The organism is Rodentibacter haemolyticus, from assembly GCF_015356115.1.
Taxonomy (GTDB): domain Bacteria; phylum Pseudomonadota; class Gammaproteobacteria; order Enterobacterales; family Pasteurellaceae; genus Rodentibacter; species Rodentibacter haemolyticus.
Map to the genome: position 1 here is coordinate 261,055 of NZ_CP063056.1, position 15,509 is coordinate 276,563.

Sequence of the window (15,509 nt, forward strand, 5' to 3'; positions counted from 1 at the left end):
TATTTTATCTCTCAATGTTCGCTCTTCTCATCTTCCTTTTGGTGATGAGTTTGCGTCTTGGGGCATACAGGCTTTCTTTCAATGAATTATTCGCCGCTCTTGATAGCAACGATAAGAATTACTTCACTTTAATAGAATACCGTCTTCCCCGTACCTTATTAGCAGTCGTTATCGGTGGCGCATTAGCGATTTCAGGCGTGTTAGTTCAAAGTGTGGTGCGTAATCCCCTCGCCTCACCTGATATTTTGGGCATTAACAATGCGGCCGGTTTAGTTGCCATTACCGCACTGATATTTTTACCACAACTGACATTTTATTGGATTCCCCTATTTGCCTTTATCGGTGGTACGCTTTCTTTCATATTACTTTGGATCATCTGTGGATTTCACTTCCGCCCGATTAAAATGGCGATTATTGGCGTGTCTCTCTCTTCCTTATGGGCAGCGATTAGCCATTATGTGATGCTAACGAATCCCGTAGAAATTAACACCGCAATGTTATGGCTAACAGGCAGCCTTTGGGGAAGAAGCTGGGCTTATGCCCAAGTAGTACTTCCATGGTTATTGTTGCTACTACCTCTTCCATTTTTCTTCAGCCGAGATTTAGATACTCTTGGATTGGGTGAAAGCAAAGCTAGCACCTTAGGCGTTGGGGTTAACAGGGTACAAATCATCGTGCTGATTCTTGCCGTTGCTCTTTCCACTACAGCCGTTGCAATTTGCGGTCCGATTGCCTTTTTGGGGTTAGTTGCCCCTCATTTGGCCCGCCGTTTAGTAGGAGGGAGACATCGTAATTTACTCCCCGCCTCTTTTTTTATCGGTGCTATTTTATTGCAAATTTCCGATATTATTGCCCGCATCATCACACCGCCTACCGAATTACCGGCCGGCATACTTACCGCAATTATCGGTGCGCCGTATTTCTTCTATTTATTAATGAGAACCAAATAATGACAATTGAAATTAAAAACTTACAACTCTCCTATCAAGACACACCGATTGTCCATCATTTGTCACTCTGTTTTCCCCCAAATAAAGTGATTGGCTTACTTGGTCCGAACGGCTGCGGGAAATCCACCACACTCAAAGCAATAGCACGCCTACTAAAACCCAAACAAGGCACCATCACTTATCAAGGCAAAGATATTTGGCAAAAAACACCTAAAGAGTATGCCAAACATCTTGCCTTCTTACCACAACAACACCTTGTGCCTGAAGGTATCAGCGTACGGGAATTAGTAAGTTACGGACGCTCCCCCTATGTGAATTTATGGGGAAAATTAAGCGCTAAAGATGAGGAATTAGTGAACCGGGCGATGCTCCAAACACACACAATTGAACTCTCCGATAAACTGGTAGCGGATCTTTCAGGAGGTCAACAACAACGCGTATTTTTAGCGATGACCTTAGCACAAGACACCGATATTGTATTATTAGACGAACCCACCACTTATCTCGACCTTAACCGTCAAGCCGATTTAATGGCAATGATGCGTCAAATGCAGCAAGACGGCAAAACCATAATCACCGTTCTGCACGATCTCAATCAAGCCAGCCGCTATTGCGATTATTTGATCATTTTTAAGGAAGGCAATTTAATCGCACAAGGCGCACCTGAAGAAGTAATGACCAAAGCACTACTTAAAAACGTATTTGATTTAGAAGTGGAAATTCATCGTGATCCTGTAAGTAACACGCCGATGTTTATTTTGAAATAAATTATTTACTATTTATTGACCGCACTTTTAATACCAAAGTGCGGCACTCTTTTTCCTTTTTATCATAACAGTTGCATAAAATGCTATTCTTGAATGTGTAGCGCTTTGTTACCACTCAAATCATATTATTTCTACATACTGTTATTTCTTTCACCTATTTTTATTCCGGAAAAATTTCTTCCAAAATTAACGCTAAGCCATCTTCATTATTTGTTGCCGTAACTCGGTTGGCAGCCTGTTTGATTTCTTCCGGGGCATTGCCCATTGCAACGCCTAAGCCGACATTTTGTAGCATATCCAAGTCATTAAAGTTATCGCCAAAAGCAATCGCTTCTTCAGTTTTTACATTGAAATAATTTTCTAAAAAACGCACTGCATTACCTTTTGTTGCCGATTCGTGCATTACTTCCAGAAAACTCGGATGAGAACGGCAAATACTCAAATGAGGAAAATCCGCTTTTAATCGGTTTTCAATTTCGATAATCTCATTCGGCTCACCGATAATTTGAATTTTGTGAGGAGAATAAACCGCACTTTCATCATAGGGATCAATTTGAATGCCCGTAACGCCACGTTCAAAAACCACCCATTTGTTATTCACATCACGTGCAACGCAATCATTATCCGTATAATAATTCACCCCTAGCGCCGGATAGTCTGCCAAAACCCGATTAATTTTTTGAATATCTTCCGCAGAAATTTTCACCGAATAAAGTGCATTCAAATTGCGCTCCAAAATGAGTGCTCCGCTAAATGCGACAATGACATTGTAATTATCAATTTGTTTCGCATAAGGCAAAATACCTAGTGGTGAGCGGGCAGAAATCGGCACAAAAGGAATACCGTTTTGAGTGATACGCTGAATCGCGGCTAACGTTCTTGGGGAGATTTTGTGATCTGAAGTTAATAAAGTACCATCAAAATCACTAAATACGGCTTTATACATAAAGACTCCATACTATTTTTTACGATTATTTTTCCGATAAATAAGGATCGGCAAAACCCAATCCCTGCATAATTTGTGTTTCAAGGCTTTCCATTTCTTCCGCTTCATCATCTTCAATGTGATCATAGCCCAATAAATGTAAGCTCCCATGCACCACCATATGCGCCCAATGGGCGGTAAGCGACTTCTCTTGTTCTGCCGCTTCACGTTCGACAACCTGACGACAAATCACTAAATCGCCTAATAAGGGCAATTCCACTTCATCAGGGCATTCAAAAGGAAAAGAAAGCACATTTGTAGGGCGATCTTTGCCACGGTAGGTTAGATTCAATTCGTGGCTTTCCGCTTCGTCCACAATACGCACGGTCATTTCTACATTATCACTTTCCGGTTGAACTGCTGCTGTTGCCCATTGTGTAATTTGCGTTTCGGTTGGCAAACCTGCCGTGTTTTCCGTTGCGATCTGTAAATCAATTAGCATATTGCCCATCTTATTCTCCTAAATTCTCCGCTAAAACCGACCGCTCTTTTTCACGTTCAGCCTTTCGTTGTTCCGCAAATGCTTGACGGCGAATTTCATCTTTCACTTCCCAAGCCTCATAAGCCTGAACTACTTTCGCCACCACGGGATGGCGCACAATATCTTTGCTGTCAAAATAGTTAAAACTCAATTCCGGCACGTTTTCTAATACTTCAATAGCGTGACGTAAACCGGATTTTGTACTACGTGGTAAATCAATTTGGGTAATATCGCCGGTAATCACCGCCTTAGAATTGAAACCAATACGCGTAAGAAACATTTTCATTTGTTCTACAGTGGTATTTTGACTTTCATCTAAAATAATAAAACTATCGTTTAATGTACGCCCCCGCATATACGCAAGCGGGGCGATTTCGATAACATTGCGTTCCATTAATTTTTGTACCCGTTCAAAGCCTAGCATTTCAAACAAGGCATCATAAAGCGGTCGCAAATAAGGCTCGATTTTCTGCCCTAAATCCCCCGGCAAGAAACCCAATTTTTCACCGGCTTCCACTGCCGGACGGGTTAATAATATTCGGCGAATTTCTTGGCGTTCCAATGCTTCCACTGCTGCCGCCACCGCTAAGAAAGTTTTCCCCGTTCCCGCCGGGCCAATACCGAAACTAATATCGTGCGTTAAAATATTATGTAAATATTGAATTTGATTTTCACCACGCGGCTTAATCATTCCGCGTTTGGTTTTAATTGTGGCTGCATAGACTTTGCTTTCCGCACGGGTAGATTCCGTTTGAGATAGCATTCGGCTTTCTTGTAGGGCAAGATGCACATCTTCTAAATCCAATTCTTTTACCTTTCCTTTAATCGGTGCGGTTTCCACATACAAATCTTGAACTAATTTGACCGCACTTTGAATTAATTTTTCATCATAGGGTTTAGGCGTTTCCTCATTAGATTCTATGGTAAAAGTAAAATTATTACGGGAAATGTTGAGGTTAAATTCTTTTTCAATCAGTTTCAGATGATCATCAAATGCACCGCAAAGGGATTGAAGACGGGTGTTATCTTGAGGTTCAAGGGTAAATGAGGTCATACTTTAGTTTGTGAGTTTAAAACTTGGCAATATTTTAACTGAATATTGTTGAATTTACATCGGGTTTCACTGAAAAGCCCCCATATAAGCATTAAATCGAGAGTTTTACTATGCAACGATCGCAAAAGTGCGGTCAAAATGATTTTGACCGCACTTTTTATCTGTTGAATATACATCGCATTCTGCAAACAATGTTCAATTTTATGCGCTTAATATATCGCCTTTTAGCGTTTTTTTACCATAAAAACGAGCAACATGAGAGAAATCGCGGTGGCAATAAATCCTGCTATACCCGATTCGGTAAAACCTACCACGATATAACCCACACAGGTTGCTGCGGCAACCGTTAACGCATAAGGCAACTGTGTTGTAACATGATCCATATGGTTGCATTTCGCCCCGGTGGAAGAAAGAATCGTTGTATCGGAAACCGGGGAACAATGATCTCCGCATACTGCACCTGCCATTACGGCAGAAAGGCAAGGTAGCATTAATTCCGGAGCGGCATTGGTTGCCATTGCCGCTGCAATCGGTAACATAATGCCGAAAGTTCCCCAACTCGTTCCCGTTGAGAATGCCATGGCCGAACCTAAGATAAATAAGATAACCGGTAGAAATTGAACCGGAATATTGCCGGAAACCAAAGAGGATAAATATTTACCGGTTTGCATATCCCCTACGATTTTATTAATTGTCCAAGCAAAAAATAAAATTGCAATCGCACCGAGCATAGATTTAATTCCCAGCACCCATGCGCGCCCATATTCCGACACGCTCACTTGGCGGCCCAACACAATTAAAATCGTTGAAACAATGACCGAGCTTGCTCCCCCCACAACAAGGGAAATGCCTACATTCGTATTTTCAAATGCACCTAATACGGAGAATGGTGTTTTTGCTTCGGCAAGCGCTTGACCACCGGTGAACATCATCATTGAAACCGTTGCAATAATCAGCACCAAAATCGGTAATACTAAATTGCGAACTTTACCTTGAACGCCTAGCTCTTCCGTTTGGGTTCTCACCTCACCTTCCATCGCCGCTCTTTCATGGCGCGCCATTGAACCGATGTCAAAAGAAAAATAAGCGACAAAAAATACCATCAATAAGGCGAAGATCGCATAGAAGTTCATTAAGCTCATTGCCACAAAAGCCCCCATCGGCGTATATTCCGTGATGGAATAAGTGGTCAATAAACCTGCCACAAGGGTAATAATATAAGCTCCCCAACTTGAAACCGGCATCATGACACACATTGGTGCAGCGGTAGAATCCAAAATATAGGCTAATTTCGCACGTGAGACTTTGAAACGATCCGTAACCGGTCTGGCAATCGCCCCTACCGCAAGACTATGAAAGTAATCATCAATAAAAGTAATAAATACCAATGAGGCGGCAAGTAATTTCGCACCACGCCGCCCTTTAATTCGTTTCTGAGCCCATTCGGCAAAAGCACGATTGCTACCGGAAACGGTCAAAAGTGCGGTCAAAATACCAAGCAAAATTAAAAATAAGACGATATTCATATTTGAATTAATTTCACCATCGCTATAAAACAATGCGGAAATATTGTCTTTTAAATAAGTTAATGTAGATAAAATTGATGCGCCGTTAAGCATTAATGCACCGATTAAAATACCGGCACTTAAAGAAAGAAGAACACGACGTGTCGCAATCGCTAAAATAATCGCTAACAACGCAGGTACGATAGACCAAATTGAAGAAGAATAATCGATAAGTTCCATTAAGTTATACCTAAAATAATGGAGGAACGGCAGAAAATGAACCTGAAATGGCCAGCCTAACCGTAGCGCTCCATAGTTAATCACTATGACAGTAACGTTCCTTTCAGATACGCTACCAACCAGTCAAAACGACTTTTAACTGATTTCGGCAACCACTCCTTTCATTTTTCGTCATCGCTATCCGCTCGGAAAAAATACTTATAGTGGTCGCACCTCTACTTTTTATAGGGAATTTGAAGTTACAGGAAAATATAGAAAAAATCTAGTAAATTCTGTTTCTTTTTCACTTCAACCTTAATTTAACGTTCAAATAAGCTTTACGATACATATTCAAGACTTTGTTTATTTGAGTATTTATTTAAATTTAAGGTTTACGTTTTTGATTTATTTCGTTACTATAGCCGGCGCTGGATTTATATCGTAACACCACATGGAGTTTATTATGACTAATCTAATTAAAGTATTTACCAATCTTCGCAGTATTCGTTCCGTTGTAAATGATTTAACTTTAGAACAAGCGGAAAGTTCATTAAAAAAATTTGAAGAAGCGGTTGCCGAAAAACGCGCTCAAATGGAAGAAATTCGACAAGCTGAAATTGAGCGTAGAGCACGTATTGAAAAATATAAAGAATTAATGAAAAAAGAAGGAATCACGCCCGAAGAATTAAAAGCGATTATTGATGTTGTGGCGCCTTCCGTAATGCGTAAAAAACGTAAACCGCTTCCTGCTAAATATAGATATACCGATGTTAACGGTGAACAAAAAACTTGGACGGGTCAAGGTCGTACGCCAAGCGTTATCCAAAGAGCCTTAGACGCAGGTAAGTCTTTGTCTGACTTCGAAATTTAACTTATCTCATTTTCCGGAACCCATAGTATAAATATGGGTTCTCTTTTTTTATCTATTATAAAAAGCACAACTTTAATACTATGATTGAAAAAAAGATTCTTCTTACCGATTGTCCGGATGATAAAGGCTTAATTGCAAAAATTACAAACATTTGTTACAAACATCAACTTAATATTCTACACAATAATGAATTTGTAGATTTTGAAACAAAACATTTCTTTATGCGTACCGAGCTTGAAGGAATTTTTAATGAAACAACCCTACTTGAAGATTTAAAATATAGTTTACCTAGCGGCACAAATTGTCGATTAATCGGTACACAGCGCAAACGAATTGTCATTTTAGTCACGAAAGAAGCTCACTGCCTTGGTGATATTTTGATGAAAAATTATTACGGCGCATTAAATGTGGAAATTGCTGCCGTCATTGGCAATCATAACAATTTACGTGAATTGGTCGAACGTTTTGATATTCCATTCCATTGTGTCAGCCATGAGGGATTAACCCGAGTGGAACATGATCAACTGCTTGCGGAAAAAATTGACGAATACGCACCCGATTATATTGTTCTTGCGAAATATATGCGTGTATTAAATCCTCAATTTGTAGAACGTTATCCTAACAGAGTGATAAATATTCATCATTCTTTCCTGCCTGCATTTATCGGTGCAAAACCTTATCAACAAGCCTACGAGCGCGGTGTAAAAATTATCGGTGCAACGGCACATTTCATTAACAATGAATTAGATCAAGGCCCGATTATTATGCAAAATGTCATTAACGTAGATCATACTTATAGTGCCGATGCAATGATGCGCGCAGGCCGAGATGTCGAGAAAACCGTATTAAGCCGAGCGTTAGATCTCGCCTTATATGACAGAATTTTCGTCTATAAAAATAAAACGGTGGTGTTGTAATGGAAAAAATCACACTGACCCCTGTTAGTGCGGTTGAGGGGACGGTTAATTTACCCGGTTCGAAAAGTTTATCGAATCGTGCCCTCCTTCTTTCCGCTCTCGCTAAAGGGACAACTAAAGTGACAAACTTGCTTGATAGCGATGACATTCGTCATATGTTAAATGCGCTGAAAGCACTGGGTGTCAATTATCAACTATCCGACGATAAAACAATTTGTGAAATCGAAGGTTTAGGTGGTGCATTTAATCTTCAAGATGGGCTTTCACTTTTTCTAGGGAATGCAGGCACAGCAATGCGCCCATTAACGGCGGCACTTTGTCTAAAAGGTAAAATGACCGGAGAAGTGATTCTTACCGGTGAACCACGAATGAAAGAGCGTCCGATTCTTCATTTAGTTGATGCGCTCCGTCAAGCCGGTGCGGATGTGCGTTATTTGGAAAACGAGGGCTACCCGCCTCTTGCTATTCGCAATACAGGGCTTAAAGGCGGAAAAATACAAATTGACGGTTCAATTTCCTCCCAATTTTTGACCGCACTTTTAATGGCTGCACCGCTTGCTGAAAATGATATGGAAATAGAAATTGTGGGTGATTTGGTTTCTAAACCTTATATTGATATTACGCTCGCAATGATGAAAGATTTTGGTGTGACAGTAGAAAATCAGGCATACCAAATATTTCGTATTAAAGGTAATCAATCTTATATTTCACCGGGCAAATATTTGGTTGAAGGTGATGCTTCTTCAGCCTCTTACTTCTTAGCAGCCGGTGCAATTAAAGGCAAAGTGATCGTTACCGGAATCGGTAAAAACTCCATTCAAGGAGATCGCTTATTTGCAGACGTACTCGAAAAAATGGGCGCACGTATCACTTGGGGAGAAGATTTCATTCAAGCGGAACACGATAAACTTCAGGGAATAGATATGGATATGAACCATATCCCCGATGCGGCAATGACCATTGCGACAACAGCACTTTTTGCCGAAGGTGAAACCGTTATTCGCAATATTTACAATTGGCGGGTAAAAGAAACCGACCGCTTATCGGCAATGGCAACCGAATTGCGTAAAGTCGGGGCAGAAGTCGAAGAGGGCGAAGATTTTATTCGTATTCAACCGCTTCCATTGGAAAAATTTCAACTAGCGGATATCGCAACCTATAATGATCATCGTATGGCAATGTGTTTTGCATTGATAGCACTTTCCAACACACCGGTTAATATTCTCGATCCAAAATGCACTACGAAAACCTTTCCGACATTCTTTGAAAAGTTTGAGGAAATTTGTGTAAGAAACTAAAAGTGCGGTTGATTTCAACCGCTCTTTTATCTTAACTTCCGTGCTACTTTCCGATCACTTCTAATCCGCCCATATAGGGTCTTAATACTTCCGGTACGGTAATTGAACCGTCAGCATTTTGGTAGTTTTCAAGTACAGCCACCAACGTGCGACCAACAGCTAATCCGGAACCGTTCAAAGTATGCACCAAACGGGTTTTCTTATCGCCTTTCGCTTTACAACGCGCTTGCATACGACGGGCTTGGAAATCCCACATATTTGAACAGGAAGAAATTTCACGGTATGTATTTTGCGCAGGTATCCACACCTCTAAATCATAGGTTTTGCAAGAACCAAATCCCATATCACCGGTACAAAGCAACACTTTTCGGTATGGCAGATTCAATAATTGCAATACTTTTTCCGCATGAGAGGTTAATTCTTCTAAGGCTTCCATTGATTTATCCGGATCCACAATTTGTACCATTTCCACTTTATCAAATTGATGCATACGAATTAAACCGCGGGTATCCCGCCCATAAGAACCGGCTTCAGAACGAAAACATGGGGTATGTGCCGTCATTTTGATCGGCAATTCCGCTTCATCAATAATCACATCACGCACTAAATTTGTTACCGGCACTTCCGCTGTTGGAATTAATGCATAAGGTTGCTCGCCTTCCAATGCATTGGTATGGAATAAATCTTCACCGAATTTCGGCAATTGTCCTGTGCCGTAAAGGGTTGCGTGATTCACGAGATAAGGCACGTAAGTTTCTAAATAACCATGTTGCTCGGTATGAAGATCCAACATAAATTGAGCTAACGCACGGTGCATTTTCGCAATTTGTCCTTTCATCACGGCAAAACGCGCACCGGCTAATTTCGCACCGGCGGCAAAATCCAGTCCGTCCGTTTTCTCCCCCAAAGTTACATGATCTTTAATTTCAAAATCAAAGGTGCGTGGCGTACCCCAACGTAAAATTTCAAGATTTTCGCTATCATCCTTACCGAGCGGCACTTCATCCGACGGAAGATTCGGAATGGTTAACGCAATTTGATTGATTTCCGCAAGTACCGCATCAAGTTGTACTTTCGCTTCATTTAACTGCTCGCCCATATTATCCACTTCAGCCAATAACGGGGCGATATCTTCACCACGAGCTTTCGCCGCCCCAATCGCTTTTGAGCGTGTATTACGTTCCGCTTGCAAGGTTTCGGTTTTTACTTGAAGTGCTTTGCGTTGTTCTTCCAACGCTACTAATTTTTCCGTATCAAGGATGAAATTACGTTTAATTTTTAATTTTTCAGCCGTTTCCGCCAAATTATTGCGGAGTAAATTTGGATCGATCATTGGATTTCCTTCGTCTTCGTTAAAATGAAAAATGTCTCTATTCTAACGTGCTTTAATAAAATAAACCAGTTAAAAGCCCATAGAAACAAGGATTTTATAAAAATCAAAAAATTTTTTGACCGCACTTTTAACCATACCGAAACCTCAATTTTATTTTGTGATCCGGTTCAAATTTTTGTGTTTCACTTCTATTAATTTTTTGTAAAAAGAGTAAAGTAAAGACAGTTTTAGTAACCACAGGAGCCTGTTTATGTTTCCAGAATTTAGAGAATTAATCACCAAACTAAAAAGTAACGATGCCTATTTTGATCGCTTATTTGAAAAGCATAATGAATTAGATCATGATATTCAGAATAAAGAGCAAAACATTCAGCTTGCAACTCACACTGAAATTGAGATTTTAAAAAAAGAGAAATTACGAATTAAAGACGAACTTTACGCTTATTTGAAGAAGAAAGCGATCGAATAAAAAGTGCGGTGTTATATCGCGATAAAGTGCAATTAAAATTGACAGCATTATGCAACACTAGCACAAATCATTGTAGGCTGTCGTTAGGCGAAGCCGTAACGCACAGATTAACAATAGCTTAATGATGAAACGGTGCGTTACGCAAAACTTAACGCACCCTACCTCCGATAAATATCGGATATAAAATTTCCTTTGTGCGACCAATACACAATACCGAAAATTGACCGCACTTTTTTCTTTTATCGAATTTTCCGGTAAATCACTTCACGCAAGTTTTCTTTTTCTTGCAAAGTTAAGGCTTTATCTTCTTGATTTTTTAGAATAAAGAAATCCTCTGCTTTTTCGCCTACGGTAGTAATTTTGGCATTTAATAAATTCAAATTAAGATCGCTAAAAATTCGGCTTATTTCGGCTAATAACCCGGGTTTATCTAAAGCAATCAATTCCATTTCAGTCTGTTCCGTTTTACTTTCACGCAAGAAGCGCACATCGGTTTTTACCGAAAAATGTTGCAATTGACGATTTACCGGAAGGGATAAAGTTGGACGCATTTCACTTTGTAACGTCAGCATTAATGCGCTTTCTAACTCACGACGACGATCAAATTTCACCAAATCACCATTTAGTTCCGTAATGATAAAGCTATCGAACACATAACTATCTTGTGTCGTAATAATTTGTGCATCGTGAATACTGAATTTTTTTGCGCCAATGGTGGTAACCACTTTATTAAAGAGATGTGGTTGATCTTGACAGTAAATAAAGACTTCCGTCCCGCCCAAAGCAAAACGATTGGTAATTTTAACTAACAATTCGCCTGAAAAATCAATCAGTAATGCGGTATGCCCTGCAATTTGTTTCGGTGTGTTACGTAAAAAATATTCATCCGGACAACGCGCCCATAAAGTTTGAATGGCCGTCTCCGAATAGATGGCCGAATCCGACGTTAAAATTTGCCAAGCTAAGCGGCGATTTTCTTCCGATTTTTCCGAATAATCCAACAATTCCAACATACCTTGGCTAAACTGTTGCTTGGTGAAATCATACAAAGAAGAAAAAAGCGACCGTTTCCAACTATTCCAGAGTGTGGCATTCGTCGCACAAATATCCGCAACGGTAAGGCAAGTTAAATAGTCCAAACGAACCTGATTTTGTACCGCTTCTGCGAATTTCATTACAACTTCAGGATCGTGAATATCTCTACGCTGTGCGGTGATCGACATCAATAAATGGGATTGAACCAACCACTTCAAGGTGTCAATTTCACGCCGATCAAAGCCGTGTAATTCGGCAAATTCCACCACATCCACCGCACCCAGTTCTGCATGATCTCCCCCTCGCCCTTTTGCAATATCGTGAAATAATGCAGCCAGGTAAAGTAAAGTGCGGTCAGAAAATTGACTGAATATTTGATGGCAAATCGGGTGTTCGATTTTACTTTCCTTATGCAAAAAACGTTCCAGTTTCAACATCACCCGCAAGGTATGCTCATCTACCGTGTAAATATGGAATAAATCAAATTGCATTAAGCCTTCGATTGCCTGCCATTGGCTTAAATAAGCCGTTAATACGCCATATTGGTGCATAGGAACAAAAGCCCGTTGAATTGCATTCGGTTGATTAAATAATCGTAAAAACTTCTCACGAGCCGCCGCTATTTCGCATAATTTCTGCGGAAACTGTTCAAGACCGAGTTGTAGTTTTCGTAAAGTCGTGGGATGAATTATCGCCCGTTCAAATTGTGTGAGATAAAAGAATAAATCTAAAATACGTTCGGGGCTTTGCAAGAATAAATCCGAATTGCGCAAGCATAAGCTACCATTCACTAATTCAAAATCATCATCCAATTGATGAATAAAGACATCATAATGGGTTGAAAGAAAACGTTCGCGATAATCTTGGATTAATAAATTACTAATCAGCGAAATACGATGTAACGCTTGGAAAAAACGCTTCATCATTTTTTCCACCCCCTGATTACCCTCTTCCGTGAAACCTAATAATTCGCTCACTTTTATTTGGCGATCAAACAACAAACGATTGTCATAACGCTTCAAAATTAAATGCAAAGCAAACCGCACTTTAAATAAAAAGGCTTGGCTTTCTTGTAAGCGTTGATATTCCTGCGGATAAATAAACCCGCTCTGCAAAATCGCCTCTAATGTCAACGCACCGGTATGGCGCAATGCAATCCAATACAATAGATGCAAATCACGCAAACCGCCGGGACTGTATTTAATATCCGGTTCCAGATTGTAAGCGGTGTTGTGATAGCGATGATAACGTTCGGTTTGCTCTTGCACTTTCGCATTAAAAAACGCTTCCTTCGACCAAAAATCAGCACGTTTCACCCGTTCCTGAAGCACCTCAAAGTGCGGTTGATTTCCCGCAAGAAATCGGGCTTCCAATAAATTCGTTGCAATCGTAATATCTTGTTTACCTTCCCTTTCACACTGTGTAAGCGTACGCACGCTATGCCCGACTTCAAAACCGCTATCCCACAAAAATCGTACAAATTGCTCAATTTTTTCTTCCATATCCACCGTAAGCGACTGTTCCGACAAAATAAGAAAATCCAAGTCGGATAATGGAAACATTTCCTTGCGTCCATAACCGCCTACGGCGATTAATGCGAGTTGAGAGACTTCACTCAACCCCATGTCTTGCCATAGTTGATTTAACAACGCATCATAAAAATCACTGCGATTTTCGATGAGTGCAAAAATGGAAAAATCCGCAAAATGCGCCAATTCAAATTGCTTGAGATTTTCACGTTGAATTTTGACCGCACTTGGGGTTAAGGGTGAAATGATTTCAAAAGGGAAAAGCATATTGTTTCAATAATATAGAAAATCGTGGAACACATTATATAGTGAATTAAATGAAAATGGGCACAAAGCGGCAAGTCGAAGACAAAACAAAAACAGCACGACGAGCTAGCAATGTACTAGGCATTAATTTTTTAATTCACTATAAAGAAAAAGCCCACAAATGTGAGCTTTATCGGTAAGTTCAATTAACTATTCACCATAATCCGTGAAATTCGTCCTTCTGCGATTTCTTCATCACGAATCGTCATCACTTCACAGCCTGTCTCGGTTACGACGATCTGGTGCTCATATTGTGCGGAATGGCTACGATCTTTGGTTTTTACCGTCCAACCGTCCCCCATTAGTCGAACTTCCTTTTTACCTGCGTTAATCATCGGCTCAATGGTAAATACCATTCCCGGTTTTAAAATAACACCACCGTCATCGGCATAATAATGCAAAACTTGGGGTTCACAATGAAATTCCGTACCTACACCATGCCCGCAATATTCCCGAACTACGCTAAAACCCTGTCCTTCAGTGTATTTTTGTATCGCTTTACCGATTTCATTTAAACGGATGCCCGGTTTCACCGTGCGCAACCCCACATACAATGCTTCTTGTGCCGCCTCGACTAATTTTTGACTACGGATGTTGGTCTCACCACCCACGATGTACATTTTAGAATTATCGCCAAAGTAGCCGTCTTTGATAACCGTCACATCAATATTCACAATATCCCCGTTTTTGAGGACTTTATCTCTACTTGGAATACCGTGACAAACCACTTCATTAATAGAAATGCAGGTTGCTTTCGGAAAACCGTGATAATTTAAACAGGCGGGAATAACTTTTTGTTCGTTTACCATATATTCGTGGCAAATCCGATCAAGTTCCTCTGTCGTTACCCCCGGTTTTACATAGGGTTCAATCATCACCAGCACATCGGAAGCCAGTTTGCAGGCTTCACGTAATTTTACTATTTCTTCTTCGGTTCTTAATGGGATAGACATAATGATCTTCTCTGTGTTTACAAACAATATGCTGCAGAGTATAGCAGGATTTCCATGAAAAATCTTGAATGAGTAAGTCGGTTATTGGATAATACCTCACTAATTTTTAGGAAAGTGGAAAAATAAAATATGACAGATAATATTGCCGTGCCGCTCACCTTTACCGATGCAGCCGCCAACAAAGTCAAAAGTTTGATTAGTGAAGAAGAAAATAACGATCTGAAATTACGCGTATATATCACCGGTGGTGGTTGTAGCGGTTTCCAATACGGTTTCACCTTTGATGAAAAAGTAAATGAAGGCGATCTGACTATTGAAAAATCCGGCGTACAACTTGTGATTGACCCGATGAGTTTACAATATCTTATCGGTGGCACAGTGGATTATACCGAGGGACTTGAAGGCTCACGTTTTGTAGTAAACAACCCGAATGCAACCAGTACCTGCGGTTGCGGTTCGTCATTCAGCGTTTAAAAATATGGATTTTCAATTTACCGCTTACTCGGGGAATGTTTCTGTTAAATGTTCGATGGAACACATTGCCCTTGCAAACTGGTTTAATACGGAAGTGCGGTCAAATCCGGCAGCGATTTTGACCGCACTTTCTATCGCCCGAAAACTCGCTGAAAATCAAGAAGAAACCCTAATCGGAGCCGAATATACCTTGTATCTCAACGCCGATGAAATAATGGTGCGCGCCAATAATCTTGCTATAGAATCCGATGAAATTTTGGAAGAGGATTTCCATTACTATGACGAGGAAAGCATCGCTTTTTGCGGCACGCAGGATTTTATTCATTTTCTTGAAGCCTACGTTGATCTTATTGCCTAACCGAC

Annotated in this window: 15 protein-coding genes and 1 riboswitch; of the genes, 8 read left to right on the forward strand and 7 right to left on the reverse strand. The window is 40.3% G+C overall.

What is annotated here, in order from left to right; all coding sequences use genetic code 11:
* Positions 1 to 14: 14 nt before the first annotated feature.
* Complete coding sequence (gene fecD / locus IHV77_RS01305; protein ID WP_408635289.1) at positions 15 to 950, forward strand: Fe(3+) dicitrate ABC transporter permease subunit FecD; 936 nt, start codon at positions 15 to 17, stop codon at positions 948 to 950.
* Positions 950 to 1,717, forward strand: a complete 768-nt coding sequence (gene fecE, locus IHV77_RS01310; protein ID WP_194812372.1) for a Fe(3+) dicitrate ABC transporter ATP-binding protein FecE — start codon at positions 950 to 952, stop codon at positions 1,715 to 1,717. Before fecD ends, fecE begins: the two co-directional genes overlap by 1 nt.
* 160 nt (positions 1,718 to 1,877) lie before the next feature.
* Here fecE and IHV77_RS01315 read toward each other — a convergent pair whose 3' ends face one another.
* The 4 genes from IHV77_RS01315 to IHV77_RS01330 form a co-directional block, all read right to left on the reverse strand.
* Positions 1,878 to 2,663 carry a Cof-type HAD-IIB family hydrolase gene (locus IHV77_RS01315; protein ID WP_194812373.1) on the reverse strand — a complete coding sequence of 262 codons (786 nt, stop codon included), beginning with the start codon at positions 2,661 to 2,663 and terminating at the stop codon, positions 1,878 to 1,880.
* 25 nt (positions 2,664 to 2,688) lie between these two features.
* A complete protein-coding gene (ybeY, locus tag IHV77_RS01320; RefSeq protein WP_194812374.1) occupies positions 2,689 to 3,153 on the reverse strand; it encodes an rRNA maturation RNase YbeY in 465 nt (154 codons plus the stop codon).
* Between the two features lies 1 nt (position 3,154).
* Positions 3,155 to 4,237 (reverse strand): PhoH family protein, encoded by a 1,083-nt coding sequence (locus IHV77_RS01325; protein ID WP_194812375.1) that lies wholly within the window; start codon positions 4,235 to 4,237, stop codon positions 3,155 to 3,157.
* Positions 4,238 to 4,461: 224 nt separating this feature from the next.
* On the reverse strand, positions 4,462 to 5,982 hold the full coding sequence (locus IHV77_RS01330; RefSeq protein WP_194812376.1) for a Na+/H+ antiporter NhaC family protein: 1,521 nt from the start codon (positions 5,980 to 5,982) through the stop codon (positions 4,462 to 4,464).
* A 55-nt stretch (positions 5,983 to 6,037) separates the two neighbouring features.
* A riboswitch (Lysine riboswitch) is annotated at positions 6,038 to 6,208 on the reverse strand.
* Positions 6,209 to 6,424: 216 nt separating this feature from the next.
* On the opposite strand from IHV77_RS01330, the gene IHV77_RS01335 reads away from it, so the two are divergent.
* The 3 genes from IHV77_RS01335 (at position 6,425) to aroA (ending at position 9,047) form a co-directional block, all read left to right on the forward strand.
* Entirely contained in the window at positions 6,425 to 6,832 is a 408-nt protein-coding gene (locus IHV77_RS01335) for an H-NS family histone-like protein (protein WP_194812377.1), read from the forward strand.
* A gap of 80 nt (positions 6,833 to 6,912) precedes the next feature.
* Positions 6,913 to 7,749, forward strand: coding sequence for a formyltetrahydrofolate deformylase (gene purU / locus IHV77_RS01340; protein WP_194812378.1), 837 nt, complete (start codon positions 6,913 to 6,915; stop codon positions 7,747 to 7,749).
* Positions 7,749 to 9,047, forward strand: a complete 1,299-nt coding sequence (gene aroA, locus IHV77_RS01345) for a 3-phosphoshikimate 1-carboxyvinyltransferase (protein WP_194812379.1) — start codon at positions 7,749 to 7,751, stop codon at positions 9,045 to 9,047. Before purU ends, aroA begins: the two co-directional genes overlap by 1 nt.
* Positions 9,048 to 9,090: 43 nt before the next feature.
* Here aroA and serS read toward each other — a convergent pair whose 3' ends face one another.
* A complete protein-coding gene (serS, locus tag IHV77_RS01350) occupies positions 9,091 to 10,380 on the reverse strand; it encodes a serine--tRNA ligase (protein ID WP_194812380.1) in 1,290 nt (429 codons plus the stop codon).
* A 250-nt stretch (positions 10,381 to 10,630) separates the two neighbouring features.
* On the opposite strand from serS, the gene IHV77_RS01355 reads away from it, so the two are divergent.
* Positions 10,631 to 10,849 carry a YdcH family protein gene (locus tag IHV77_RS01355; RefSeq protein ID WP_194812381.1) on the forward strand — a complete coding sequence of 73 codons (219 nt, stop codon included), beginning with the start codon at positions 10,631 to 10,633 and terminating at the stop codon, positions 10,847 to 10,849.
* A 239-nt stretch (positions 10,850 to 11,088) separates the two neighbouring features.
* On the opposite strand, the gene glnD is transcribed toward IHV77_RS01355, so the two are convergent.
* Together glnD and map are read right to left on the reverse strand one after the other, a co-directional pair.
* Positions 11,089 to 13,680, reverse strand: coding sequence for a bifunctional uridylyltransferase/uridylyl-removing protein GlnD (glnD, locus tag IHV77_RS01360; protein WP_194812382.1), 2,592 nt, complete (start codon positions 13,678 to 13,680; stop codon positions 11,089 to 11,091).
* 185 nt (positions 13,681 to 13,865) lie between these two features.
* Positions 13,866 to 14,672: a type I methionyl aminopeptidase gene (map, locus tag IHV77_RS01365; RefSeq protein WP_194812383.1), complete on the reverse strand. Its 807-nt coding sequence runs from the start codon at positions 14,670 to 14,672 to the stop codon at positions 13,866 to 13,868.
* Between the two features lie 129 nt (positions 14,673 to 14,801).
* Between map and erpA the strand changes: the two genes are divergently transcribed.
* Positions 14,802 to 15,146: an iron-sulfur cluster insertion protein ErpA gene (erpA, locus tag IHV77_RS01370; protein WP_194812384.1), complete on the forward strand. Its 345-nt coding sequence runs from the start codon at positions 14,802 to 14,804 to the stop codon at positions 15,144 to 15,146.
* A 4-nt stretch (positions 15,147 to 15,150) separates the two neighbouring features.
* Positions 15,151 to 15,504, forward strand: coding sequence for a YacL family protein (locus IHV77_RS01375; RefSeq protein ID WP_194813188.1), 354 nt, complete (start codon positions 15,151 to 15,153; stop codon positions 15,502 to 15,504).
* The last annotated feature ends 5 nt before the right edge of the window (positions 15,505 to 15,509 follow it).